Annotated in this window: 19 protein-coding genes and 1 pseudogene; 11 read left to right on the top strand and 9 right to left on the bottom strand. The window is 67.8% G+C overall.

Translation table 11 applies throughout. From position 1 onward, the window contains the following. Both cas5c and ACWGJO_RS01510 read right to left on the bottom strand, forming a co-directional pair. Positions 1 to 693, bottom strand: a complete 693-nt coding sequence (gene cas5c / locus ACWGJO_RS01515) for a type I-C CRISPR-associated protein Cas5c (protein ID WP_452181617.1) — start codon at positions 691 to 693, stop codon at positions 1 to 3. 473 nt (positions 694 to 1,166) lie between these two features. Then, positions 1,167 to 3,305 carry a CRISPR-associated endonuclease Cas3'' gene (locus ACWGJO_RS01510; protein WP_452181616.1) on the bottom strand — a complete coding sequence of 713 codons (2,139 nt, stop codon included), beginning with the start codon at positions 3,303 to 3,305 and terminating at the stop codon, positions 1,167 to 1,169. A gap of 2,485 nt (positions 3,306 to 5,790) precedes the next feature. Between ACWGJO_RS01510 and ACWGJO_RS01505 the strand changes: the two genes are divergently transcribed. After that, positions 5,791 to 7,704: a DNA/RNA helicase domain-containing protein gene (locus ACWGJO_RS01505; protein WP_452181615.1), complete on the top strand. Its 1,914-nt coding sequence runs from the start codon at positions 5,791 to 5,793 to the stop codon at positions 7,702 to 7,704. 111 nt (positions 7,705 to 7,815) lie between these two features. Here ACWGJO_RS01505 and ACWGJO_RS01500 read toward each other — a convergent pair whose 3' ends face one another. Continuing rightward, positions 7,816 to 8,754, bottom strand: coding sequence for a phosphorothioated DNA-binding restriction endonuclease (locus ACWGJO_RS01500; protein WP_452181614.1), 939 nt, complete (start codon positions 8,752 to 8,754; stop codon positions 7,816 to 7,818). Positions 8,755 to 9,010: 256 nt separating this feature from the next. On the opposite strand from ACWGJO_RS01500, the gene ACWGJO_RS01495 reads away from it, so the two are divergent. The 7 genes from ACWGJO_RS01495 to ACWGJO_RS01465 all read left to right on the top strand — a co-directional run bounded on the left by ACWGJO_RS01495 (position 9,011) and on the right by ACWGJO_RS01465 (position 16,857). After that, on the top strand, positions 9,011 to 9,616 hold the full coding sequence (locus ACWGJO_RS01495; protein WP_452181613.1) for a hypothetical protein: 606 nt from the start codon (positions 9,011 to 9,013) through the stop codon (positions 9,614 to 9,616). A gap of 215 nt (positions 9,617 to 9,831) precedes the next feature. Beyond that, positions 9,832 to 11,199 (top strand): tyrosine-type recombinase/integrase, encoded by a 1,368-nt coding sequence (locus ACWGJO_RS01490; protein ID WP_452181612.1) that lies wholly within the window; start codon positions 9,832 to 9,834, stop codon positions 11,197 to 11,199. A gap of 610 nt (positions 11,200 to 11,809) precedes the next feature. Then, on the top strand, positions 11,810 to 12,118 hold the full coding sequence (locus tag ACWGJO_RS01485) for a hypothetical protein (protein WP_452181611.1): 309 nt from the start codon (positions 11,810 to 11,812) through the stop codon (positions 12,116 to 12,118). Continuing rightward, positions 12,119 to 13,369: a tyrosine-type recombinase/integrase gene (locus ACWGJO_RS01480; protein WP_452181610.1), complete on the top strand. Its 1,251-nt coding sequence runs from the start codon at positions 12,119 to 12,121 to the stop codon at positions 13,367 to 13,369. Between the two features lie 94 nt (positions 13,370 to 13,463). After that, the gene (locus tag ACWGJO_RS01475; RefSeq protein WP_452181609.1) at positions 13,464 to 13,649 is read left to right on the top strand and encodes a hypothetical protein; all 186 of its coding nucleotides are present in this window, start codon (positions 13,464 to 13,466) and stop codon (positions 13,647 to 13,649) included. Between the two features lie 327 nt (positions 13,650 to 13,976). Further along, positions 13,977 to 15,338: a restriction endonuclease gene (locus tag ACWGJO_RS01470; protein ID WP_452181608.1), complete on the top strand. Its 1,362-nt coding sequence runs from the start codon at positions 13,977 to 13,979 to the stop codon at positions 15,336 to 15,338. A gap of 625 nt (positions 15,339 to 15,963) precedes the next feature. Beyond that, a complete protein-coding gene (locus tag ACWGJO_RS01465) occupies positions 15,964 to 16,857 on the top strand; it encodes a hypothetical protein (RefSeq protein ID WP_452181607.1) in 894 nt (297 codons plus the stop codon). Between the two features lie 74 nt (positions 16,858 to 16,931). On the opposite strand, the gene ACWGJO_RS01460 is transcribed toward ACWGJO_RS01465, so the two are convergent. After that, positions 16,932 to 17,357, bottom strand: a complete 426-nt coding sequence (locus ACWGJO_RS01460) for a hypothetical protein (RefSeq protein ID WP_452181606.1) — start codon at positions 17,355 to 17,357, stop codon at positions 16,932 to 16,934. On the opposite strand from ACWGJO_RS01460, the pseudogene ACWGJO_RS01455 reads away from it, so the two are divergent. The 3 genes and pseudogenes from ACWGJO_RS01455 to ACWGJO_RS01445 form a co-directional block, all read left to right on the top strand. After that, positions 17,301 to 18,137 (top strand): annotated as a pseudogene (locus tag ACWGJO_RS01455) (DEAD/DEAH box helicase); the annotation flags it as partial. The gene ACWGJO_RS01460 and the pseudogene ACWGJO_RS01455 sit on opposite strands and share 57 nt — an antisense overlap. A 301-nt stretch (positions 18,138 to 18,438) precedes the next feature. After that, a complete protein-coding gene (locus tag ACWGJO_RS01450) occupies positions 18,439 to 20,388 on the top strand; it encodes a helicase-related protein (RefSeq protein WP_452181605.1) in 1,950 nt (649 codons plus the stop codon). A gap of 1,170 nt (positions 20,389 to 21,558) precedes the next feature. After that, complete coding sequence (locus ACWGJO_RS01445) at positions 21,559 to 22,719, top strand: tyrosine-type recombinase/integrase (RefSeq protein WP_452181604.1); 1,161 nt, start codon at positions 21,559 to 21,561, stop codon at positions 22,717 to 22,719. A gap of 469 nt (positions 22,720 to 23,188) precedes the next feature. On the opposite strand, the gene ACWGJO_RS01440 is transcribed toward ACWGJO_RS01445, so the two are convergent. The 5 genes from ACWGJO_RS01440 to ACWGJO_RS01420 all read right to left on the bottom strand — a co-directional run bounded on the left by ACWGJO_RS01440 (position 23,189) and on the right by ACWGJO_RS01420 (position 25,644). Beyond that, a complete protein-coding gene (locus ACWGJO_RS01440) occupies positions 23,189 to 23,398 on the bottom strand; it encodes a hypothetical protein (protein ID WP_452181603.1) in 210 nt (69 codons plus the stop codon). Between the two features lie 242 nt (positions 23,399 to 23,640). Further along, positions 23,641 to 23,814 carry a CsbD family protein gene (locus tag ACWGJO_RS01435; protein WP_452181602.1) on the bottom strand — a complete coding sequence of 58 codons (174 nt, stop codon included), beginning with the start codon at positions 23,812 to 23,814 and terminating at the stop codon, positions 23,641 to 23,643. Positions 23,815 to 24,006: 192 nt separating this feature from the next. Then, on the bottom strand, positions 24,007 to 24,507 hold the full coding sequence (locus ACWGJO_RS01430) for an ATP-binding protein (protein ID WP_452181601.1): 501 nt from the start codon (positions 24,505 to 24,507) through the stop codon (positions 24,007 to 24,009). A 141-nt stretch (positions 24,508 to 24,648) separates the two neighbouring features. Next, positions 24,649 to 25,197, bottom strand: a complete 549-nt coding sequence (locus ACWGJO_RS01425) for a DUF6328 family protein (protein ID WP_452181600.1) — start codon at positions 25,195 to 25,197, stop codon at positions 24,649 to 24,651. A gap of 90 nt (positions 25,198 to 25,287) precedes the next feature. After that, positions 25,288 to 25,644 carry a helix-turn-helix transcriptional regulator gene (locus ACWGJO_RS01420; protein WP_452181599.1) on the bottom strand — a complete coding sequence of 119 codons (357 nt, stop codon included), beginning with the start codon at positions 25,642 to 25,644 and terminating at the stop codon, positions 25,288 to 25,290. Positions 25,645 to 25,725 lie beyond the last annotated feature (81 nt).

Below are 25,725 nucleotides of genomic sequence, written 5' to 3'. Positions count from 1 at the left end.
TCAGGCTCCGGTTCGCCAGGAGCCGGCGGGCATGTGGACCTCGTCGTCGCCCAGGGGGCGTCGCGGGACGTGGAGCACGCCGTTGTCCAGGCGGGCGCGGAACCAGTGGTATGTCTCCTGGCCGCGGTCGCCGTACCTGATCGAGTGCAGCATCACGCCGAGCTCCTCGGTTCGCTCGATGGGGCCGGCTTTCGCGTCGGTGGGGCTGCCGGGCCATGATCCGCGGGGGCCGAAGTTCGCGGAGAACTCCCGGCAGCCGAGGAAGGGCTGCGAGAAGCATCCGCCGCGCTCGGTGCGGCGTCGCAGTTGCTCCCGGTATTTGGCGGCCGGTGCCTTGGCGCTGTGGGTCGGGATGATCTGGGTGTTCACGCGGTAGGCGACGTCGCGCAGTGCCACGGTGTTGCGCTGGTCCCGGTCGTGCTCGACGTCGTAGCGTTCTTTGTGGTCCGCGCGCAGGGCCTTGATGCGGGGTGCGGTGATGGCGGACTTGACCTCGTTGCGTCGGATGTTGATCCAGTCGATCGGGGTGAGGATCTCGATCGACTGGATGACGTACTGCATCTCCGGTTTCCAGAAGATGGCGCTGAGCGCTCCGACGGCCGCGGAGGGCGTCATGACGGGGTAGCTGACCCGTTCGACTTTCAGTTCGGGTCGCGTGAAGCAGGCCAGTGGTCCCCACAGCTCGACGGTCACCGGCGGCTCCGGCCAGCGCGTCTGGGCATGGCTCGGCAAGGAAATCACCCTCTCCAGGGCAATGTGACGATGTGTCAGGCACGGACCGTAGCATCACGAGCACTCCTATGAAGCTGCTTCCCGGGAGGGCTTGACAGCCTCGACGGCACCGTGATGTCCACGGCCCATGTCGTTGCCGAATGTGTATCAGGGGTCACTGACAATGACGCCCCCGCCGGGAGGCCGACGGGGGCGCGAACGTGCTGACAGACACCAGCACGCCTGTGTTTCGATCCTCGCCGCCCCTGCGAGGAGGCGGCGCCACGGTCCGGGAGCCTACCCAACACGCGCGTTCCGACCCGGCTGTCCCTGCCGGACCGCAGTGAGGCCTCCGCACGCTCAGGGCGAGGAGGCGCAGGGAGTTCCTCGCGACGTGGCCAGCCGACTCGCTTCCGGGCGAGAGTGGTCGGGGCCGGCAGCCGCCCGGGGCACCGCTACCGATTCGGCGGCTCGATGCCACGCTGTGGATGGTAGGGGCCGACCCACTCGACGAGGTCGTCGACGATGAGCTTCGCGTGGCCGGCTGCCAGCGCGGCGTCCGCCTCGGCCTTGGGGATGCCGGCGATGTGGGGCTGCAGGACGCGCAGGGTCTCGGGTCCGCAGGGCTGGCCTGTGCGGAGCATGTCGATGGCGGCACGGGCCGCGGCTTGTTCCTCGGGTTTCAGCTCGGGCCGGACGTGGACGACGCTCGCCGTGCTTTCGCCGATCATGACGAACTGCTCTGCCACGGCCGGGAAGTCGAGTTGCCGTCGCAGTTCTTCGATCGGGTTTCCGAGGTTGGCGAGGCCCTGGAGCCGGTATCGGGTCCTGGAGTAGTGGGCGAGTGCGGTGAGATTGTCCGGGTCGGCCTTGTCGGGGCCGTCGCCGAAGCGGTTGTTGGCGATGCCGAGCGAGAGCCTGTACGACGGGTCCGGGATCCGGCCGCTGTCGTGGGCCTTGAAGACGACGACCGTCCCGCGGTGCAAGTGGCCCTCGCGGTTGCAGCGGCCGGCCGCTTGCTGGAGGTTCTCCGGTGGGGCCCAGGCGCGGAAGACGATCGGGAAGTCGAGGTCGACGCCGGCCTCGATCAGCGACGTGGACACGACCCGGACACACTGCTCGGCCGCCAGGAGCGTGCGGATCTCCTCGATCGTCTCCCGGCGGTGTCCCGAGGTCATGCGGGTGGACAGGTGCAGGGCGCCCGCGGGCAGCTGTTGGTGGACGGCGTTTGCGTCGCGGGTGGTGGAGACGACCATCAGCATCTGCTCGTGCCGGGAGGCTTCGCCGGCCATGGCGGCCAGTGTGGTGTCCTCTCGCCACTCGTAGCGGACGCGTTCGAGAGCCGAGAAGAGCGGTGCGGGGTCGGGGATGACGTGCCGGTGCCTCGTGCCGTCGATGCTGCTGAACTCGGGCTGGGTAGCGGACGACAGCAGCACCGTCGTGCCGAACCGCTCGGTCAGCCCCCGCAGTGCCGACAGGATGGGAACCAGCAGCCGGTCCGGCAGCGCCTGGACCTCGTCCAGGACGATCACCGATCCGGCCAGCCGGTGGAGCTTGCGCATCCTGGACGGCGAGCGGCTGAAGAGGGACTCGAACAGCTGCACCGTGGTCGTGATCACGAACGGCGCGTCCCAGTTCTCCGCCGCCAGGCGGGCCCAGCCCGCGCGGTCGAGATCGACGGAGGAGTGGTGTTCGAGGACGTCCCGCTCGCCGAGCATCCTTCGGTAGACGGAGGCGTTCTGCTCGGTGATGCTGATGAACGGCACCGCGACGATGATCCGCCGCTGACCGTTCCGCACTGCGTGGTGCAGCCCGAACGCGGCCGCGGCCAGTGTCTTTCCCCCGCCAGTCGGCACGTGCAGCCGGTAGATCCCCGGCCCGCCGCCCGCCGCGGCGACGGCCTGGTCGTAGATGTCTGTGCGGATCTTGTCGATCCGCGACGGCTTCCGGCCTGCGAGCATGGTCTTCCGAGCTTCTTCGAACCGCTCGGCAAGGGCAGCCATGTCCGCGCCCGGCCGGACATAGGGCGAGTGGCCGCGAAAGTGCGCGTGGGTATCCAGGTGGTCCGCGTCGACGACACAGCTGAACAGCATCCGGACCATCAGGTCGACATCAGATAGGCCGCTGTCGCCATCAGGGTCTGACAGCCAACCCGGCACCGCAATCCCCGACTGCTCGATCTCGGGAACCTGCAGCGCCACCCGCCGAATCGCCTCATCCACAACGCCAGGCCGCGCCCGCAACTCCCTCACCAGAGCCCGCAGCTCACCCCCGGACCGCAAGCCCCCGTGGTGCCCCTCCACCACCCCGGCAAGAGGCCAGGGCAAACACTGAGCAACGAGATGGACCCCGGCCCGCTTGTGATCGATCCCGACCCTCGCTCCGGTATCGGCAACCTCCACCAGGCGGTCCTGCCACGCACAAGCACCCTTGCCGACGTCGTGAACGAGCGCCAAATACTCTGCCGCGGCAGCCATTCCGAACTCCGCACCGAACCGAGCAGCCAGTTCAGCCGATCCACGAAGATGATCTCCCAACAGATGCCACTGGCCGGCGCCGTTGGGCGAGTGAGCGTAGAGAGATCTGTCACGCATGACTCAGAAGCCTAGCGATCCGATACGACATGGGCATGCGACGGCGATCAAGCCCCAAACCGAGCAGGCATCGTCATCACAAGCCCAGACCGGTCGGACGCCTGCCCCAAGACGACGGTCCTCGGCAGCCAGGAACAGCTACCGCCGCCAAGTCACCGACGAGGCCGACGCACTGTCACTGTTCGGTGGCGTTCCGATCCTCGGTCGCCCCCCGGGGAGGCGACCACCACTGGTGGGGCTCATGTGCTGGGTCATCCAGTGGATCTGGTTGCGATCCTCGGCTGCCCCGAAGGGCGACCGCCACTCGGCGACTTCGTCCGACGTGCGCGCCATGGCGCGGTTACGATCCTCGGTCGCCTCGGAGGGCGACCGCCACTTGGCACGCCGTAAGGCTCGGCGTTGCGGAAGTGGTTGCGATCCTCGGCCGCCCGGGAGAGCAACCGCCACCGCCGGCCACGTCATCAACCTCGCGTCCGTCCCCCAGTTACGATCCTCGGCCGCCCCGGAGAGCGACCGCCACGTCGGCACCAACTGGAAGCCGGAGCCGCTGCTGGTGTTGCGCTCCTCAGCCACCCCGGAGGGCAACCGCCACGTCCCACGTCACGAAGATGTTCTGCATCGTGGACTGGTTTCGATCCTCGGCCCCCGGAGAGCGACCGCCACGCCCGGCCGCATTCTTGGCCTGACCAAGATCAAGTTTGCTGCGATCCTCGGCCGCTTCGAAGCGCGACCGCTACTGGACCATCTAGCTCGCCTTTACAACGTCACCTTCCTGTTTCGATCCTCGGCCCCCCAAAGGGTGACCGCCTCTCTGGTCGGCCGTGTTCCCGCTGTCGGTGCCGAATCTGTTGTGATCCTCCGCCGCCCCGAAGGGCAACCGCCACCATGCCGGCCAAGAGCACCGCCAGGTCCGCGACGCTGTTGGGATCCTCGGCCACCCCGAAGGACAACCACCACGGTGGTGGAGGGCACCGAGGAGCTGTCAGCGATGGAGTTGCGACCCTCCGCCGTCCCGGAGGAGGACCGACACTGCGGTCCTGGTGACCGTCGACGAGGTCCCGGCGAAGTTGCGATTCTCGGCGGCCCCGAAAGGCGACCGCTGTAGGTCCAGGCGACGCCGGGCGCCTGGCCTGGGAGGGATACGATCCTCGGCCGCCCTGGAGGGCGACCGCCACATGGTGGACGTCCCAAGCCCCGGCATCCCCAATACGTTGCGATCCTCGGCCGCCCCGAAGGGCAACCGCCATTGGGCAGATAAGTAGTGCCGTCGGGCAGATACTCAAGTTGCGATCCTCGGCCACCCGGAAGGGCCACCGCCACCGGTCAAGGCCGGCTTCAGCTCCGTCGTGCGGTTCTGGTTTCGATCCTCGGCCACCAAGGAGGACGACCACCACGAGTCCCAGTGCCTGATCAGCAAACCGATCGGGGTGTTGCGATCCTCGGCCGCCCGCGAGGCCGACCGCCACTCGCCATGGCCGACGTGAGCGTCTGTCCATTGCTATCCTCGGCTTCCCCCCCGGGGGGAACGCCACTTGAGCATGACGCTCTCCTTGATCAGTCGGCGATGGTGTTGTGGTCGTCGGTCGGCCCGGGGACGACAGCCACCTTCTTGTCTCGGTGCACTGCGTTGTCGATCACGCTGTTGATCCTCTGCCGCCCCGGCGGGCGACCGCCACCTGCCCCCGCGCCCCCGTGAAGGCGGAGACCCGGGTGCTGCAATCCTCGGTCGCCCCGAAGGGCAACCGCCACTGCGCCGCGCGCGGTCACCATGCCGTTCGGCATGTAGTTGCAATCCTCGGCCGCTCAGAAGGGCGACCGCCACAACGGCGGTCTTGTCGACCAGCCGGACGTAGACGATGTTGCAATCCTCGACCGTCCCAAAGGGCGACCGCTACCCCGATGTTCTGATCAATAGTGCTGGGTCACTGAAATTACGGTCCCCGGCCGCCCGGAAGGACGACTGCCACGCGACCTCGATGCTACGGGCTCATTCGATGCCGCCATTGCGATCACCGGCAACTCCGGAAGGCGGCGCCCACGTTCAACGAGCAGCACCACAGACTGGGCCAGGATCGTTGCGATCCTCGGCTGTCCCGGCGAGTGGTCGCCGCATTGTTTCCGCGACCGCTAGAACTGCTAGAAGCAAGTGATCGGCATGAAGGAGTCAAGCAGCGGCGTGGCGTCACTCTGGGCGCACCGTCGGAACCTATCAGGTTGAGGTCATACTGCGGAGGGCCACTGACCAAGCAAGTCTCGCTGATGCGACAGTTCACCCCATAGTCGACCGAAGGGGTGCACTTCAGTGCGCCGCACGCTCAATGGATCGCGTCACCCAAACGGAGGATTGAGTCCCATGCAGGCGTTCGGGTACGAGCCCAGGCCCCCGTTGTAGGTTGGGCCCTGTCATCAGCGCGGCCCGCCGGGCTTCCCCTCAGGGACATGCCCCCACCCGCACGATTCACTTCGTGCTACCTGGGAGCATGTCTTGCTGTTCCGCGACTCCGCGTCCGCGGTCGCCGCCGAGAGCCTGGCCGGATCACTGTTCGTGCGTCTCATCGACCAGTTCGTCCACAAGCACGGCCACAAGCCGAGCCCGTCCGAGGTGCGGTCCTGGGAGCGGAGCATCCCGGTTCTGACCAACGCGCTGCTGGACGCCGGTCTCGGCATGGTGGAGGTGCTCCTCGAGTATTCGCTGCCGCTCAACAGCAAGCGCGCGGACGTCATACTCGCCGGCGTCCACCCGGGCACGGGCGAGCCGTCGTACGTGGTGGTCGAGCTCAAGCAGTGGAGCAACGCGGCCCCGGAGGACGGTGAGCCGCTGCTCTGCCGGGTCGACGCCTACACCCGGCCGGTGCTGAACCCGATCGAGCAGGTCCGCGGCTACTGCGACTACCTGATCTCCTTCAACGGCGCGCTCGCCGCCCATCCCGAGCGGCTGTCCGGCGTGGCGTTCCTCCACAACGCCACGGAGTTCGGCGTCCAGGGCCTCTACGAGGTACCGCAGGACGAACGCGGCCGGCTCTTCACCGCCGAGCGCCGCGGGGAGTTCGTCCAGTACCTCCGCTCGAAACTGAAGCCGGTCTCCGGTGCCGAGGCGGCGGACCAGTTGCTCGCGGGCAAGGTAGCCCCGTCCAAGCAGCTGATGGCGGTCGCCGCCGACGAGGTCCGCGAGCGCGAGCAGTTCGTCCTGCTGGACGAGCAGCGGGTCGCCTACGAGCTGGTGCTGCGCGCGGTCCGCCAGGCGCAGCAGTCCGATCACAAGGAGGTCGTCGTCATCACGGGCGGCCCGGGTACCGGGAAGAGCGTCATCGCGCTGTCCCTCCTGGGTGATCTGTACCGGCGTGGCGTCACGGCTCTGCACGCGACCGGCTCCAGCTCGTTCACCACCACGATGCGCCGGGTCGCCGGGGCGCGGAAGCGTGAGGTCCAGGACCTGTTCAAGTACTTCAACAGCTTCATGACCGCCGAGCGCAACGGTCTGGACGTGCTGATCTGCGACGAGGCGCACCGGATCCGGGAGACGTCGGCGAACCGCTACACGCGGGCTGCCCAGCGCACGGGGAAGGCCCAGATCGAGGAGCTGATCGACGCCGCCCGGGTGCCGGTGTTCCTGCTGGACGAGCACCAGGTCGTGCGGCCGGGCGAGATGGGCACGGTGGCCCAGATCCGGGCGGCCGCCGCGGTGAAGGGCTTGGAGTGCCAGGTGGTGGAGCTGGACAGCCAGTTCCGCTGCGGCGGCAGTGACGCCTACCTGAGCTGGGTGGTGCGGCTGCTGGGCCTCGAGGCCGGTGGCCCGGTCGGTTGGGAGCCCGACGGCAAGGTCGCCCTGGAGGTCGTGGACAGCCCCCAGGAGCTGGAGGCGTTCCTCGAGGCCCGGCGCGCGGAGGGGTACGGGGCCCGGATGTCGGCCGGGTACTGCTGGAAGTGGACGACGAAGGTGGCTCCGGGCGACCAGCTCCCTCTCGACGTGCACATTGGTGACTGGGCTCGTCCGTGGAACGTGTACGGCGACCGCTCGATCGCCGGTGCCCCGCCGGCCGCGTTGTGGGCCACCGATCCGGCCGGCTTCGGCCAGGTCGGCTGCGTGTACACCGCGCAGGGCTTCGAGTACGACTGGAGCGGCGTCATCCTCGGGCCGGACCTCGTCTGGCGCACCGACCGGTGGGTCACCGACCGGACGGCGTCCAAGGACCCGGTGTTCCGCAAGTCCATCAGCGATGCCGACATCGACCGTCTGATCCGCAATACCTACAAGGTGCTGCTGACGCGGGGAATGATCGGCACGGTGGTGTATTCGACGGACCCGGAGACGCGGGCCAAGCTTCGGGAGCTGGTCACGGAGCAGGTGGGACAGACCGCGATGGAGCAGAGCGACCCACGGCCGATGACCACTCACTGATTCCGGGCAGGACACACGGTCCCGTCGATTCTGCGCGATCGGGAACGGGCCACCCGAGTTGGAGTCGGACGGCGTACGGTCGCTGACCAGTCAGCGACCGTACGGCCTCTGTCAGCCCGAAAGCGCCGGGGTCAGGGGCTCCCGGGCCTCACCCCGGAAGACCTGTTCGGCGTGCCACTGCCGGTGCTGGCCCGCGACCGCGGGAACCCCCGCCTGCGGGCCGATGACCGGCCGTCCGGCCAGGGCGAGCACGTGCTGCCTGCTGGCCTCGCTGCGCCCGACGAAGCGCCGCGAGACGAGTATGCGGTGGCCCTCCCCCAGGCCCAGGACGCCCTTGTCGAAGAGCTTGTGGTGCAGCGAGCAGAGGCACAGGCCGTTGTCGACCTCGTCCGGCCCGTCGTAGGACCACCAGCGCACGTGCGCTGCCTCCAGGCCGACCGTGCTCGCGCCCAGCATCCCGTCGTAGCCGCAGAAGGCGCACTGGAACTCATAAGCGGTCAGGACGAGTTCACGCATCCGCCGGTCCCGCTGCCGTCGCGCCGCTCGCTCCCGCCCGCCCGGGCCGCCCGGGCCGCCGGTCACGCCCGCGGCCTCGACCAGGTCCAGGTCAAGGCCGACGGCCTCGCACAGGTCTGCGTGCAGTGACGGCGGGAAGTGGAAGTCCAGGAGCACCCGCGCCAACCGGCCCAGGAGCGCCGGCTCCTTCCGCAGCGCCGTTCGCAACTCGGACGCGAGCCTGCCGGTCGCCCCGCTGGAGCGCAGGACCCGCACGCCACTCCCCGGGCTCCCCAGCCCCTGGTCGGTCCTGACCTCCCAGACACCGTCACTGACCAGATGGTGGAACGGGTACGCGGGGGTGGTCGGATGGGACGGCCCGTACTCCTCGAGCAGCCGCTTCAGCTCCTCCTCGACAGCGCTGTACCGCAGTTCACCGTCGGCATCGCGCTGGAAGCTGCCCAGCGCGTACAGCAGCAGCAACGGTTTGTGCGGCGCCCGAACGTCGTTGCTCGTCCACCGTCTCAGCTTCGCCACCCGCTCCAGCCAGTCCATGGCCGCCTAGCGTATTCCGGGACACGGACACCACCTGAGCCTCAGCCCCCAGCAGAACATCGTCCTGGCGTCGCCTGCGGACACAGAGCGGTCCGGACTCCTCCCGACGATGCCCGAACCAATCCCCAGCCTCACCACGCAGCACCACCTGCTCCGTGCGCCCTGAGATCCCCCAATGCGCCCTTGATCCACCGTGCAGATCGGCGGACTGTCGGACCCTGAGGGTGGTCATCAGACGATCGATCGGGGGATTTGCATGTCGGACGCACACTCGGCCAGTCCGTGGGCACGCACGGTCTTCGGCTCCCTCGCCGCCGAGGTCGCGGGCATCGTGCCCGCATGCCTTGTCCGGGCCCACGAACGTGCCCAGGGCGGCCACGAAGGCGTTCACACGCAGACGCTCGAAGCCTACGGACACGGGCTCTACGCCGCTCAGTACGAGGAGCTGTCGGCCGGCCTCTGCCAGCTTCCCGGCGTTGAGCTGGTGCGCCTCCAGGCACGGACCGTCGCCGTGGTCGCCGGCCATGTCGTCTATCCCTACCGGTACGCGAAGAAGGACGTACCCGTGACCGCTGCCAGACTCCGGAGCGCGTCAGGGCTTCGCGCAGACCTCATCCGCAGGCATGGCCCCGACCCGCGTCAGGGAGAGCTGGATCTCGGCATCGAACTGCCGGACGAGGACGAGCCTCATGCGGATCTCGCGCGCCTCTCGCCGGACACCAAGCTTGTGCTCGTCGCCTACGCCTGCTCGTTGGCTGAGGGCGTGGTCCGCCTGGAATGGGGATCCGCGGAGCTTCGCCGCGAAGATCGATCACTGATCTGGCACCGCCACGAGCCCCTGCCCATCCCGCGGCAACGCTGATGTGAGGGGTCTCCGACAGACGGCCGATTGCGGGTTCGATCTTGTCCCGAGTCGATCTGCTGAAAGCAGGGGCTTGGCCGTACGCCTCGCCGCGCTTGTCGCTTCCGAGCGCCGTTCAAGAGCCTCGCCGGTTGGCCTCCGGAACAGGGCGGTCTCGCGGCGCCACAGGTACATGCTGGCCATACGTTCATCTGCTAATCCAGAGGGAGGACGTCATGCGTGGCACTGGAACGATCTACAAGCGGTGCGGCTGCCGGGACTCCCGTACCGGCCGGCAGCTTGGAAGTCTCTGCCCGCACCTCCACCGCCGTGGCCACGGTTCCTGGTATCTCGCGATGCCACGGCACGCGGCCGTCGACGATCACCGCTCCCGGCTGCGCCGGGGCGGCTACCGTACGCGGGCTGAGGCCGAGCGCGCGCTCAAGCGCCTGCGCGACCCCAACCTCGCGCACCAGGGCGGACTACTCACAACCGGCCAGTGGCTACAGCGCTGGTACGACATCGTCGAGCCCCATCTCCGGCCGTCGACCGCCCGCGGCTATCGCCAGCACCTGGAGCAGTACCTCCTGCCGCTGCTGGGCCGCGAACTGCTTTGCGACCTGACCAACGACTCGGTACAGCAGGCCTTCAGCACCATCGTTCGCCGACACCAAAACGCCAACCGGCCGATCAGCGCAGGCACATTGCGTCGCGTGCAGGCGACACTTCGTGCCGCTTTGAACCATGCGGTGCGCAACGGCCTCCTGACGGCCAACCCCGCCCGGAACCTGGATCTCCCACGAGCGCCGCGACCGCACCCGGTGGTCTGGACAGACAACCGAGTGGCGGAGTGGAAACGGACCGGCGAGCACCCACCCGTCGCAGTCTGGACACCCACCCAGACAGCCGCGTTCCTGGCGTACGCCAGCGATCACCGCTTGTACGCCCTCTATCACCTGTACGCCTTGAGGGGTCTGCGCCGCGGGGAAGGCGCGGGCCTCCGCTGGTCGGACTTCGACGCCTCGAGCCGCACACTCACGGTCGCACGGCAACTACAGCAACGGGAGAACGGACGGCTGGAGGTCTGCCCCGTGAAGACGCGCGCCGGCGAACGGACGATCGCCCTCGACGGAAACACCATCCACGTGCTGAACACACACCGTAGCCAGCAGAGAAAGGAGAAACTGGCCGCGGGAATTAGTTGGAATGAGTCCGATTACATTTTCACCGATGCCTACGGACGTCCGCTGCGCCCGGACCACATCGGCCACGTCTTCCAGAACATGGTGCGCAGAAGTGACCTACCGCCAGTCCGGCTCCACGACCTGCGCCACGGAGCGGCGAGCCTCGCCTTGACCGGCGGATCCGATCTCAAAGTCATCCAAGCCCAGTTGGGGCACTCTACGATCATGACCACCGCCGACACCTACACCTCGGTCCTCCCCGAGACGGCCCATCTCAGCGCCGAGGCAACAGCTCGAGTGGTCATCGATGCGGCCCGAAAGCTCTCCCGAGGCATCCGGTACCAGCCGAGGCCGCACAAGCGGCGCACGGAGGCCCGGCCGGGAGCCTCCCCAAACAGAGGGATTCGTAGCTCAGCGTAGGAATTTGACGGTCCATCGCCAGACCCGGGGCACCCCACGAACGACCCACTCACGGCCCATCGAGGACGAGAAAGTCGCCCGGCCGCGCCCTCAGGGGCGCAAGAAAGACCAGGTCACAAGGGATGGCGGAACGAAAGGTGATCCCCGAACGAAATCGGCAGACCTGCGGATTAAAAGTTTAGCGTCGGCGCGAAGTAGGGGACCGACAGCCCTGGACTCCTTACGTTCGTCACAGACCGTAGCTGCCGTCCCGCGTCTGCCGTCACTTTCAGGGTACTCCGGGCCATCGCGCGGCACTCCGGCCGCGACCCACCGGGCAAGACCGCCATTTACGGCGTGCATCGCGGCCGGCACCGAGGATCGCCCCCGCACCCTGGGGTGACCTGCACGGACTCCCCGCGACAGCAGGCCCTCGTCAGCGGCCTCAGGCGTCAGGTCGCCTCCCACCCGGCATGCCCGCCGGGGCTCGACGCGCTTCGAAGAACGACCCGTGCGTACGGTCTGCCCCGTTCAGCACGCCAAACCCTGTTCCGCCCGTCCAGGCGGACAGGTGACTGTGGGCGTGCCCGGCCGAGCCCGAGCGGCTCCACCACCCCATCAGAGGGAGACCATGCACGTCCGACCCCACGTTCCCACCGCAAGCCGCCTCTCGGTTCCGACCCCGGCCGTCACCGCCGGCTCCGCTCACGAGGCCGATCCGGCACCCGAATTCGACCTCCTGCACAGCGGCTGGTACTCGACCGAAGAACTCGCCTCACTGTTGACGGTCGACCCCTCAACCCTGCGGCGCTGGCGCTCCGCCACTCCCCCGCAAGGCCCGCCCTTCGTCCAGATCGCGCCCCGGCTCTACCTCTACAGCATCCCCGACACCCAGCTGTGGCTCGCCCAGAAGCGCACCGACCCATCCGAGGCAGCCTGAATGCCCGACCACACCCCGCTCATCCCCATGGGTGTCAAGCTCACCACCGACATCGAGCACCGCCCCGACCGCCGCCCTCATTTCCGCTACCGCGCCCGCGTGCGCTGGACCGACCCCAACGGCGGCGGCCGCAAGTCGGCTTCCTCCTCCGTCCCCACAGAACCCGAAGCCGAGGCCTGGATCGCCCGCATGCAGCAGGCCGCAGCACGCGGCATCACCCCCAAGACCCTCACCATGACCCTCGCCGAGTACGGCGACGAGAACTGGGACCTGGCGATGCGCGGCCTTGAGACCACCACCCTCGACCCCTACACCGCCGGCTGGAAGCTGCGCGTCACCCCGGTCCTCGGCCACATACCCGTCACCAGCATCACCAACGGCATCACCGACAGGGCCCTCCACTCCTGGATCGCCGACGGACTCAGCATCTCCTCCGTCAAGAACAGCCTCGCCCCGCTCGTGCGCATCATGGAGCAAGCCGTCCGCGACGGCCTCATCGACTTCAACCCCTCCCGCATGAGCGGCTGGCAACGCCTCTACAAGAAAGCCGAAGACGAACTCGACGACCCCCGCTCCCTCGCCCTCGCCGACTGGGACGCCCTCGACGAACTCGCCAACGCCCTGGTCGAGCGCTCCCACAACCACTACCGCGGCTGGGGCGACATCGTCCGCTTCGCCGCCTGCACCGCCGCCCGCATCGGCGAAGTCTCCGGCGTCCGCGTCAAGGACATCAACCGCTTCGACTGGACCTGGGACCTCTGCCGCCAAACCACCACCGGCCCCGGCGGCCTCATCGACAAAGGCACCAAGGGCAAGCGGCGCCGCACCGTCCCCATCATCGAAGAGATCCGCGACCTCGTGAACTGGCGCATGAACGTCGTCGGCAACGACCCCATGGCCCGCCTCTTCACCGGACCCCGCGGCGGCCGCATCACCACCGCCATCCTGCGCGACGCCACCCACTGGGACGAAGTCGTCGTCAGCCTCGGCTACGAGTACCTACGCCGACACGACCTCCGGCACACCGGCCTCACCTGGCTCGCCGACGCCGGCGTCCCCATCCACGTCCTCCAGAAGATCGCCGGACACGGCCACATCACCACCACCCAGCGATACCTCCACCCGGACAAGAGCTCCATCGCAAAGGCCGGCCAGACCCTCAGCAGGCACCTGTCGGCCGACCGGCACACCTCGTCGCCGACGGCGGCACCGGCCGAGGCGACAGTGCGCCATCTTCGCCTCGTCCAGTAGCAGCCCCACTGGACATCCGCCGGAGACCCCCACTGGCACGTTGCCCGCAACGGCGGGCTCGTCATCGTCAACCACCGTGCTGTAGAAGTGGCCTGTGGCAGACGATGAAGAAGACGCGCCGCCCTGGGTCCGGTTGCTGCTCCGCGAGCAGACCGCGCGCAACATCCACGGCAGCCTCCAAGCATCTGGAATCGCCGCGCCGCTGGAGGACGTACGCGACCTGTGCAACCGCCCGGTCGAGATGTACGACGCAGGCCCTTCTCCGCTACCGCGTGAGTGATCACTTCATCTCCCCAGCCGCGTCGGCACGTTGTGCCCCCCTACCGGTTGCTCATCCCCTACTCGGTTCGGGGCCGCGGATTCTTGGCGTCCCCAGCCGGGTAGTGCTGCTGGCATATCGCGCAGGCAGCGCGGCCCCGCGTGGGCCCGCGCTGTCGTGGACCAGGGGGTGGACCGGGTGGCACGCCGAAAGACGGTGGCGGAGATCCTTGCCGAGGCGTACCGCTTGAAGCAGCAGGCGCGAGCCGCGCAAGCGCAGGGCGGGACCCAACAGGCGACCGGCCGCGCTGCCGCCCCGCCGGCTCAACCCCGTCCCAGGAAGCGGAAGGTGGACCCCGCCGTCGAACACGCCCGGCTCCTGGCCGCCGGCGAGAAGCACCTCCAACGCGAGGAGGCCGCCCGTACCAAGGAAGCCGCCCGGGTGGAAGCCGAGTTGGCCAAGCGCCTGACGGCTCGGCGCTGGGAGGAGGAGGCGAAGAAGCGCGCGGACGCCCTGGCCGAGAAGGAAGCCCAACGGCAAGCCCGGCAAGCCGAGACGACCCGGCTCAAGGCCCAGGCCGAGGAGGGCACCGCCGAGTGCAACCGGCGCCGCGAGGAGCTGGAATCAGTCCTGCTGCTGCGCCCCGAGGGCCTGGAGGCCTGGCACCCGCACGTCGAAGAAGCGTTCGCCCACGATGGCCCTCAGGGCCTCGCGGAGCGGATCGAGGACCTGCTGCAGCGCTCCCCTGTCCCCCCGGGCTGCCGGGCCGCGGCCCAGGCGGTCTACGTCCCCGAGGCCCAGCAACTCCTGGTCGACGTCGAGCTGCCGAACCACGAGATCGTCCCCGAGGTGGCCTCCTACCGCTACGTCGCACAGCGCGCCCAGGTCGTCCCCCAACCCGCCAAGCCAGCCGAGATCCACGAGGCCTACGCCAGGCTGGTGGCCCGCCTGGCCCTGCGCGCGCTAGACGAGGCGTTCTCCGCCACACCGGCCGCGTTCGTGGAGACCGTCGTCCTCAACGGCCGCGTCAACGCCACCGATACGGCGACCGGCCAGGCGATCCGGGCCTGCGTCGTCAGTGTCGTCGCCCAGCGCAAGGACTTCGCCGAACTCGTCCTGGACGAGCCCAGGCTCGACCCGCAGCAGTGCCTCCACCGGCTCGGCGCCACCGTCTCCAAGCACCCCCACGACCTGGAACCGGTCACGCCCATCGTCGAGGCCGACCTGTCCCGCTACCGCATCATCACCGACACCGCCGTGGTCGCCACCCTCGACAGCCGGCCCGACCTGCTCCAGATGAACCCCTACGACTTCGAACGCCTGGTGCGTGAACTCTTCGAAGCCATGGGCTACGAGACCTGGCGCACCCAGGGCTCCCGCGACGACGGCGTGGACGCCGTCGCGACGCTGACCGACCCGACCGGATCCACCATCTTCGCCATCCAGGCCAAACGCTCCAAGAACATCGTCCCGGTGAACACCGTCCGCGCCATGTCCGGGGTCATCCAGGACAAGGACGCCGGCTACGGCATCGTCGTCACCACCTCGTGGTTCGGCAAGGACAGCTACGACTTCGCCCACCGCAACGGCCGCCTGCGCCTCATCGACGGCCGCAACCTCAAGGCCCTGCTCGCCGAGCACCTGAACATCGACGCCCTGATCGGCCTGCCCAAGGTCCCCCCGGGCTGGCAGGCCGACGACCTCATGTAGGCACGAAAGCGCGGCCTCCACACCGGACTGCCTCGACCCCTAGGCCGACGGCTGCGGTCCCCAGCTGGTCGCCGACCAGATCACAAAACGGGGGCGTCAGAGTCGCCCGACACGTGTCGGACGATCGACCAACGGCCGCTGACCTAGGATTATTCCCGGCCAACGGTCTTCCGACACAATGCCGGGGCGACAGGATTTGGTCCTGTGACAACCTTCCTTTCCCGCAGATCACTTGGCGCAAGTGAGGTTGAGGTTGGACAGGGGACTTCCACCTGCGGCAAGATCCGCGAGACCCTTGGCAAGGCCGTCACCGCCCCGACAGTCCCGCTGGCTCTGCAACTGAAGCAGAAACAGCCGTGCTGAACTCGACTGCTCTCCCGCGAGAGAGTCCCACCAACGGCTCCACCGCTGCCGAGACTTCTTCCGCCCTCCCACGTGTGGGACCTCGACGCCACTACTCTCTGCACCGGAAGTCTCCGGAGAGATGTCTGGTCAACGGGCTGTTAAGCCTCGCGCCGTCGATACATGGGCCGCCGGCTCCCTGAGCAGGCCGTCACCGATGCCTGACCGCTCTGGAACAGATGTTCTCCTAAGATGTACTCACCAGGGGCATGAGGAGTTTGGAGTGGCCTCCATACCGGCCTACGCCGCGCAGCGGCGGGCTGATGCTGTAAGTGGGCGGCTGACTGCGTTGTTCGACCGCTCGAGTAAGGGAACCGGGCAGGTGTGTCCGTGGGAGCTGGTCGTCTTCGACGACCTGAGCGCAGAGGCACGGGCGGCGGCGGCCTGGATCGTGGCCGATTCGGTCATGCAGGATCGCACCGGCAATCAGCCGGCGGCCTACAGCCTGTGGCGGCATGCCGTGCTCTCGGGAACGAAGCTGGCCGGCGACGATCGCGCGGAGGTGCTGGCCTTCGCCATACCGGTGTTCAAGGCAGCGGGAGAGGAAGCGACCAACGCTCTAATCGGATACGTCGGCGAGTGGCTGTGGTACCTGATAACTCGCGAGCTTCCGCCCGAGGTCGACCGGACAATCGAGATCATCAACTCCCCCAGCGGCACGGTGACGGACAGTGGTGGTGACGGGATCGTCGTTCACCGTCTGACAGGTGCAGAGGGCGGATTCTCCTTCAGATTGTGGGAGATGAAGAAGTTCACGGCCGACCCTACGAAGTCGAGCGATGTGGGAACGACGATCCGGAACGCGTGGCGCCAGCTCGGCACGAGCGGGGCCGAATACCTGGCGATGATGTCGTTCGCCGACCAGCACCTTTCCAAGGACTCGCACGCGTTTGTCAGCACCCTCGTGCGGCAGTGGGTGCAGGCAGCCCCTTCCAGCAACGCGGGGGTGAGCGTGGCACTCGACGAGACCGCAGTCCCGCAGCAGGCATTCCACTTGTCTCACACACACTTCACATCACACAGGCATGACGGCGCGATGGCAGGACTGATCATCGGCATCGATGAACTCGGTGAGTTCGCCAAGGACGTAAGGAGCTATGTGTGGAACGCACTCTAGACCTTCAGGTCCTGACTCTTGCCCTTGGCAATCACAGCGGAGCGATCCTTCCCACCTCTGCAGAGCTTCTTGCCCTACTGACGGAGCTGGAGATCAATGCCGTGCGGGCCGACGCAGGTGTTCCGGAGGACGTCCTGAACACTGCGTGGCTCCTCCACGGCCTGGCCGCAGTCAGCCCTGGCGCCGCGGACTATGACCCCGCCCAGGTACGTCATGCGTTCGCCGTCAGTGCTCACGTCCTCGACCTTGCCCTCGCAGGTGAGCGCGACGACACCGAGCGTCTGAAGATCGCATTCGCTGCGCAGGCTGGCTACCGGCGGTGTGAGCAGGACCCCAACGCCACTGCGGTCTACCGCGCAGTCGAACAGCTCGTAAGAACCGACGCAGAGCTCCCCGATCACATCGAAACCCTCGCCCTTGAGGCGGGCGTGGCCTTCCTCGGCATGGACCGCCCCAAACTCACCACGGTGCTTCGGGCTTGGCGCCGCCAGCTCGCCCAACTCCGCGCGCTTCTCGGCCGCCGCTTCGATCGGCCGGACACTCTAGCCGGCACCATGTACGGTCCAGCCGAGGCTGTCGTCGACGCAGTTCACCACCTCCACCAACACCTCGCATTCGGCGAGCAGAACGACCTCGACACCGCGGTGCAGCTACTCGGGGATGTCGTGGCACAGCAGACTGGTACCGGCGACTTGCTGGCGCGCTGGGTGGCCTCGCACCTACTCGAGCTCAGTGAAGACCTTTCTGGCAGCAGCCTCTACCAGCTACTGCCACCAGGCACGCCGCCGGCCGTCGCCCGGACCTTCGCACTCTCCAACCCACCGGTGCTCACGCTGTGGCCGCCGCAGCGCAGATTGCTCGAACTCGAGCGGGGAAACCCAGTCGACCCCGCGACGACGCGCAGCCTCATTAGCGTACCCACAAGCGCAGGCAAGACGCTCATGGCACAACTGGTGATCTGCGCGCACCTGGCACAGGCCAACGGCCGGGTGCTGTACGTTTCGCCGATGCGCAGCCTCGGCCGCGAAATGCGGCAAGCCCTGCGTGGACGGCTACGGCTGCTGGGACGGCGGCTGGCCGCCGATCTGCCGGACTTCCCCATCGGCGACAGGATACTGGGGAATCTCAACGACGACGTGGAGATCCTCACCCCCGAACGGCTGATGCACATGCTGCGCCACGATCCCGTGGAAGCTCTTGACGGCGTCGGGCTAATCGTGGTGGACGAGGCCCATCACATGGCGCAAGCCCAACGAGGCTTCGTACTGGAGGGGCTGCTGGCGTTCTGCCAGATTCACCCGGAAGCACCGCGACTGGTGCTGCTGTCCGCAGCCGTCGGGAACCGGGCAGCGCTGGCGTCTTGGTTGGACCCGGCCCACCCGCCAGAAGAGGTGTTCTTCAGCGACACCTGGCGCGGGCCGCGGCGCCTGCACGGGTTGCTATCTCCGTACTACATGCGAGATCGCGTGGAGCGGACTGAGCGCACGCCCACCAAAAGAGCGCGCGGACGCATTAAGGCGGTGGTGCCGGTGGCCCTGCGGATGGCCCTGCGCCCCACCCACCACAGCGTCCAAACCGACAGTGCTGCTCACCCGGGAGCTCGGGCGGCGATCATTCGCCGAGACGTACGAAGGAGACTGGAACAAGGGTACGTTGCTCGCAGGCGGCACTGCGAACTACCAACTGTTCGCGGCAGGCGCCGCCTACCTAGCGACCAAAGGCAGCGTGCTGATGGTCGTCCCGACAAAGAAGACCGCCCGCGACACCGCGCGCGCGATAGCCGATCACCTAGAAGCACGGGCTGCGGCCGAGCCCTTGGCCGTCTACCTATCCGAAACCCTAGGGGAGGAGCACCCCCTGGTGTCGTGCGCACGCAAGGGTGTCGCCTACCATCACGGCGCGCTGCCCGACGATGTCCTAGAGGCGATCGAGGACGCGGTGCGCACCGGGCAGCTCCTAGCGATCGCCAGCACCAGTACCTTGACCGATGGCGTCAACCTGCCCGTACGCACTGTCATCGTCCATCATCCGATCGACGGGGACTTCCGGACCTACGAACGGCAACGGCAGATGACGGACGCGGAGCTGCTGAACGCGGTCGGCCGGGCCGGGCGTGCAGGCCGCGAGAGCGAGGGGTGGATACTTCTCACTCGACAGGTCACACCAACCACAGCCGACTTCGACCGACTCACCCCGAGCGACGACCAGCTACACGTCACCTCAGCCCTATTGGACTCCCAGGTCCTGGAACAGCTCGCTGAGGCCGAGAACAGGGTCCGAGACGACGCTGACGAGGTACTCAAGCTCGCAGGCACACTGATTGCAGACTTCGCCGCCTACGTGTGGTTCACGGTGGATGCCCTCGGCTCGATGCCGGCCTTGGACCGTACCCCCCTCAAGGCCGTCGAGAACCTCCCCGCACTCCAGCTCGTGGAGGACCCCCGGGCGCGCTCAAGGTGGCTATCGCTAGCCGAGAAGGTCGCCGAAGTTCACGCCGCAACCAGCCCCGCGGCCCGCAGGCGCTGGGCCACCACCGGAACCAGCCTATTCACCGCTCGCAACCTCGACGAGCTTGCCCAATGGCTCACCGCTGAGGTCCGCACCCTGACAGCGCACCGTGACGAGACACAGTGGGAAGGCGACTTCGAAGGGTGGTCGCTGGCCCCGGACGAGTGGCCGCTTCGCCGCACGCTCGACTTCCTCGCCGAGCACCGCGTACTCGACACGCTGCTCGGTCTGCCCGAGGTCACGGGAAGCTGGCAGTTCACCGACCGGGAGCACCGGGGTAACCCCGTGGAAGTGCCAGTAGGCCAAGCCATTACCGATTGGATCTCCGGCCTGCCAATCCCTCGCCTCGCACAGCGTTGGCTGCCAAACGTGGAGCGGGTATGGGCACTGGAACAGACGGTCGACAACATCAGTCGCACCTTCGAGCACGCCTTGTCGTGGACCCTTGGTGCGCTGATCCACCTGGTCAACACTCAACTCGCCGACTTCGGTTCCCTCACCCGTCTCCACCTTGAGACCGGCTGGTACCTGCGGCACGGCGTCGACACAGTCCAGGCTCTGAAGCTGCTCACCTCTGGAATAACCTCGCGCCGTCTCGCCCACGCCATGGGGTCCGTCGCAGCCAATCAGCAGATCCCGACCGCGGACATGAAGGAATGGGTGTCCGACTGGCAGATTGACGGCTGGCTCTCCCTGTTCCAACCCACACCGCGGGAGATCGACGAACTTCTGGAATACGTGCGTCAGCCACGGGATCTGATTGGCGAACTCATAGACGGCAGAACTGTCAGCGTCGAGGTAGTCCTTGACCCATGGAGGGAACCGGCCTCAGGCGAAGCCACTATGGAGCGGCCGACCCCCGATTCGCCGACGCTCAGCATCTTCGTCGGACCGATCTACGCGGGATACATCCAGGTCCAGCACCAGGTCGACGTTCTCGCCGTACTCGACAGCGGGCTGTCGCTAAATCTCTCCCTGGTGAACGGACAACTGACTATCGCGAGGTCTCCATGGTCAGACTGAGCGGGCCGTCACGGCTTTATGCCATAGGAGGGGTCAGCGTTGGCTGCCCTCGTGACGGTCCCGATCTGTGGGTCCGTTGCAGGAGCAGTCACCCTGTCCAGCAGCGCTTCGAGCCCTACCACCGGCATCACGGAGCGATGCAAGTCGGTCTCCCTCATGGGCACTGACGGCACTGAGGCGGTGCTCCATCCCTGCAGCAGGGCGCTGCGCTTGTCGCATGTCTATCGACGACCGCGACCTCAAGGCCTTGCTCGCCGAGCACCTGAACATCGACGCCCTGATCGGACTGCCCAAGGTCCCCCCGGGCTGACAGGCCGGCGACCTGGTGTAGGCGCGAACGCGCGACCGCCGCACCGGTCTACGACGGGCCCTCGGCCGACGGCTGCGGTCCCCGGCTGGTCCCCAGCAAGATCACAAAGCGGCGGTGCCGCAGCCGCTCATCACCTGTTAGGCCATCAACAAAAAGGCCGCTGACCTGGGATTTCTCCCGGCCAACGGCCTTCCGACATACTGTCGGGACGACAGGATTTGAACCTGCGACCCCTTGACCCCCAGTCAAGGGGTTCAACTATTGTCGGCAGCCGAGGCCTCAAGGCCTCGGCTTTTCTCTTGCTGAACTACCCTGGGGTACAAGTGAGTTGGGACTTCCCGACGGAAGCGATGGCACGGAGAGCTGACAGTGGCTCAGTGTTTACTTCGTGCAGAAGTGTCCGTTTCGGACCATCGGCGCCCATAGGCGCTCATCAGGTGTGGTCCCAAAGTGGTCCCCAGGCCGAGCGCCCCGCCACAGCTACTGCCCGTGATCGAGACCTGTCGGCCCTTCAGTAAACGGCGTCGCGCCTGCCCGACCGCCCCTGCGTCGATGCCGCCAGTCGGCCCACGGAGCCGGCGCCTGCGGGCGGATCACGGTCGCTTACCCACCGGTTGCGCATAGTGATCTTCCGGGCGGTGTGTCGTCTTGAGCGTGTCGTCGCCGTGTGGTTCTGACGTGCTTCGCGCACCGCCCCGCACGCTCTGCCGCCACACCCGACACGGCGGCCACTCTTACCCCAGAAGCACCACCCAGTCCGAGAGAAGGGGAAGCTCATGGGACAGCGTGCGCGGCGGGGCCGGGTCTACCGGCGGTGTGGTTGTTCGGACGGGCACGGGAAGCAGTTGGGTCCGTGGTGCGTGCGATTGTTGGAGGAGGCGGGTCACGGGTCGTGGACGTACTGCGTCGACCTGGCCCCCGAGGGCGGGAAGCGGAAGACCCGCCGGCGCGGTGGGTTCGCCACCCGCGCGGAGGCAGCCCGGGAGATGAGGGCGGTGCTGAACGGTGAGCTGCGTGGCGTCTACGAGGACCGGCGCGTCACGGTGGCGAGCTTCCTGCGGGGGTGGCTGGCGGCGAAGAAGGAGGTGCTCGCGCCGAACACCTACGCCGGCTACGCGGACTGCGTCGAACGCGACCTGATCCCTGCCTTCGGCCACTATCGGCTGCCCGACCTGCGGCCGAAGCAGATCGACGCCTGGGTGGGCGCCCAGCAGAAGGCCGGCCGCGGCCGGGTCACGATCTACCGGGTCGTGGCCACTCTGCGCAATGCACTGAACCACGCGGTGCGCTCGTGGCGGCTGCGCTACAACCCGGCCAAGCACTCCGTCCCGCCCAAGCCCCGGGCCGCCGAGCGCACCTGCTGGACCCCCGACGAGGCGGCCGCGTTCCTGCGCCACAACGCCGCGCACTACGCCGACCGGCTCACCGACCTGTTCGAGGTCATGCTCGGCACTGGCATGCGCCGCGGCGAAGTCCTCGCCCTGCACTGGTCCGACGTCCACCTCATGGACCGCCAGCTCTACGTCCGCTGGACCCTCGCCGCCGTCAACAACAACGACATCCTCTTCCGCGAGCCCAAGACCGAGGCCAGCCGCGCCTGGATCAGCCTCTCCCCCCGAGTCATGACCGCCCTCCACCGCCAGGCCGACCTCCAGATGGCCACCCACCCCGACAACCTGCTCGAAGGCCTGGTCTTCGCCAAGCCGGATGGCCTGCCCTTGCGCCCGCAGTGGGTCCTCGACCAGCTCCGCAGGCGCACCACCGAAGCCGGCCTCCCCAAGATCGGCCTGCACGACCTCAGGCACACCGCCGCCAGCATCATGATCGCCGAAGACATCCCCGTCGCCGTCGTCTCCAAGACGATGCGCCACTCCACCCTCGCCATCACCATCAACCTCTACGGCCACCTCCTCAAAGACTCCGCAGACGAAGCCGTCAAGGCACTCTCCACCGCACTCGACCGAGCCGACGCCCACCACGTCGTTGACGGCCCCACCCGCGCACTGCGGTTCGCCGCGTAGGCGATCCCAGCCTCGGCCGCCATCAATTCCGCCCACAGGCAGCGGGTATCAGCTGGTGGCGGCCTGCCTCGTCCTTCCAAGCCGCCCTCTAGCACTGGAGACAGCATGACGCCGACCGCCGCCACATCTGGGACCGCGCGCGCCAAGACGGAGGAACCCACCGTCTTTCTGCCGGAGGGCGACTGTCCCGGGCGGTGACATCGAGCACGCAGCTCTCAAGGCCGGTATCCTCGCCGCCCCCGAGGACGGCGGCCCATGCGTCTGGATCGATGTCGGCGATACCGGCATGAGCAGCAGCTACATGCGCGATGCCGACCGGGTTCGGAAGTTCGCCTCGGATCTCCGTATCTTCGCCACCGCGGTCGACACAATCGCACCGAACTCGTCAAACACAAGGCATAGGCCAGCGCGCCGACATCGCCAGTGTGGCCTGGGACGGCGGTTCAGACGCCGGCTGGGCCCACCAGAACTACTGGTTGCGACGCGATCGGGGGCTCGGGCCGGCCGTGGGTTCCCTCTCGGAGGTGGAGCGATCGGTGAGGTCGGGGCGCCAGGCGGGTGGCAGGCGCCAGCGGGACTCTTGGTCGCGTAGCCTGCGGCACAGCCGCAGGATCCGGCCGGTGCCGGGGATGGCGATCAGGAGGATGCCGAGGATCGGGGCCAGCAGCAGCGCGCCCACGAGCGGGACGCTCCCATGGGCGCCGCGTCCACGGAGTTGCCGTTCTCGAGAACGAAGATCGACGAGATCAGAGGCACCAGGGCGAACAGGGTCGCGTCGGCCGATACTGCGCCGGTTCGGGTACGTCGGGGGTCGTCGCGCCCCGGCAACTGGCATTCGGTCGGGGAAGTCGGATTCGCATCGCGCTCCCGCTGCGGAGGGTGCCCGCCGGCGCCTACGGCAGGCACCCTCTCCGGGATGGTTCAGTGCTTGAAAACGTCCTTGATCTTTTCTCCTGCCTGCTTGGCGTCGCCACTGACCTGGTCGGCCTTCCCCTCTGCGGTCAGGCGCTCGTTGCCGACCGCCTTGCCCGCCGCCTCCTTCGCCTTGCCCTTCGCCTTCTCGGCGACGTTCTTGGCCTTGTCCTCGCCGCTCATGTCTTTTATCTCCTTGTGATGCTGGATGACGTCCGACGCCCGGGGCGGTCCGCTCCGGGCGGGTGAGCGTGCGGTGCGCGTTCCCCGAATGGGGGTGTTCATGCAGAGCCCGGCGCTACCGGGCGCCGGGTTTCCCCTGCCGGAGCCGGCGGCCTCCACTGGCACCGGCCGACCCTGGGGCGCTCCAGTGCCTCACGAACCGGCCTTCGGGCGCTGAGGTGGCCGAGGTCGGTGCGTCGGCACCAGGGCGGGACAGCCGCCGAGTCCCGGTGGTGTCAGGAGGATCTCCGCCCAGACCGTCTTCCCGGCAGGACGCAGGTCGCTGCCCCAGCGGTGACACAGCTGCTCGAGCACGATCAGCCCGTACCCGCCGGGTCGCCCGACACGGGGGAGCCGGCGGGTGGGTGCGACGGGATCCGTATCACTGACCTCGATGCGCAGCGCTGTGCTGGAGTGGTGGAGGCGTAGAGCCCGGGGGCCCGCGGTGTGTTGCGCGGCGTTCGCGACCAGCTCGCAGACCACGAGAACAGCGTCACTTCCGGCGGGCTCGCCGAGCTTCCAGTCGGCGAGAACGTCTCTGGTGAAGTCGCGAGCGGCGGTGACCGCGTGCTGCGCTGCGGAAAGGTCGAGACGGCGTGCATCGCCCGCCCCGCGGCAGGCGCCGCCGGTTCCGGTGCTCGCGATGTTGTTCACCCCGTCACCTCCGCCTGGTCTGGTGGTTCTGGCCTTGCGCGGCGAGGCTGCTCCGATTCGCGCGTGCCCACGACGGGCGAGTACACACCTGAATCTCGATCCGAGGTCTCGCACCGCTCGCGGGAACGGCAGGTCGACGGGTCAGGATGTGTGCTGCTGCCGGGAGGCGCGTCGCTCGGTTCGGCGCAGGGTCATCAGAGGCAGGATGAGCCACGAGACGGCGAACCAGAGCAGAACGCAGCTGGTGAGAACCGCGGCCAGCAGCGCGTGACCGGTGGCCGTCCGCAGCAGCAGGAGGAGCGCGGCTCCGATGGTGAGGCCGAGCAGGATCATGCCGCATCCGATGAGCTTGCCGGCCACGTGAACCAGCTCCGTCTTGAGGTCGTGCCCGGCGAAGAAGTGGTGAAAGGAGACGGGGGCGATGAGCGCTGCGGTGGCGCAGGCGCCGAGGATGACCGTGACGACGTACAGGCTCTTGTCGAATCCTCCCAGCGACGCGAAGCGGGGAGTGAACGCGACGCTCAGCAGAAAGCCGAAGAGGATCTGGGCACCGGTCTGGCAGACGCGGACCTCTTGCAGCATCTCGCTCCACAGCCGGTCCGCCCGCTCCTCGGCCGTCTCCTCACGACCGGGGCCGCCGCCCTGTGAGCTGCGCGGTGAAGTCCCTGTGTGGCGCTGTTCGGTGTTCATGCAACGGCCTCCTCGGATTGAGGGGCTCCGGCCCGATACGGGGAGCAGCGCCAAGGGATGGCCCCGTGCGGGAGCGGGGAGCCATGGCGGTCACGAATCCCGCTCGGCCGGGCGTTGAGAGGGATGGTCCGGCTCACCGTCGGTAGTGGCGGGTTCCTCGTCGAGCAGCTGGAGCAGGGCGGCTACGGTGTGGCCGGCTTCGGCGGGGTGTCGCAACTGGGTGTGAGGTGTGACGTGATAGCGATTGCGCCGCCCTTCTCGCGAGTGCGTGAGGTAACCGCCCGCTTCCAGGTCGGCGACGATGGTCTGCACGGCGCGCTCGGTCAGCTGGCAGGTCGCGGCCACGTCACGCAAGCGGATCCCGGGATCCTTGGCGATCAAAGAGAGCACCCGGGCGTGGCTGGTCAGAAACGTCCAGCTCCGACGGCCGGTGGCATTCGCGTCCATATGCCCATCGTACGATCGACGTTTCACGTCCTTCAATATGTGCACAAATGTTCGTGCATTCCTTGACATGCTTCGATTGCA

Source organism: Kitasatospora sp. NPDC054795 (assembly GCF_053611565.1).
The sequence above is the reverse complement of the archived record's forward strand: the minus strand, read 5'-3'. Positions and strand labels throughout refer to the sequence as shown.

Coding starts and splice junctions, on each gene's coding strand:
- ACWGJO_RS01500 (WP_452181614.1), bottom strand. CDS start 8,754: ATGGACTGGCTGGAGCGGGTGGCGAAGCTGAGACGGTGGACGAGCAAC.
- ACWGJO_RS01425 (WP_452181600.1), bottom strand. CDS start 25,197: ATGAACACCGAACAGCGCCACACAGGGACTTCACCGCGCAGCTCACAG.
- ACWGJO_RS01435 (WP_452181602.1), bottom strand. CDS start 23,814: ATGAGCGGCGAGGACAAGGCCAAGAACGTCGCCGAGAAGGCGAAGGGC.
- ACWGJO_RS01485 (WP_452181611.1), top strand. CDS start 11,810: ATGCACGTCCGACCCCACGTTCCCACCGCAAGCCGCCTCTCGGTTCCG.
- ACWGJO_RS01420 (WP_452181599.1), bottom strand. CDS start 25,644: ATGGACGCGAATGCCACCGGCCGTCGGAGCTGGACGTTTCTGACCAGC.
- ACWGJO_RS01490 (WP_452181612.1), top strand. CDS start 9,832: ATGCGTGGCACTGGAACGATCTACAAGCGGTGCGGCTGCCGGGACTCC.
- ACWGJO_RS01480 (WP_452181610.1), top strand. CDS start 12,119: ATGCCCGACCACACCCCGCTCATCCCCATGGGTGTCAAGCTCACCACC.
- ACWGJO_RS01510 (WP_452181616.1), bottom strand. CDS start 3,305: ATGCGTGACAGATCTCTCTACGCTCACTCGCCCAACGGCGCCGGCCAG.
- ACWGJO_RS01495 (WP_452181613.1), top strand. CDS start 9,011: ATGTCGGACGCACACTCGGCCAGTCCGTGGGCACGCACGGTCTTCGGC.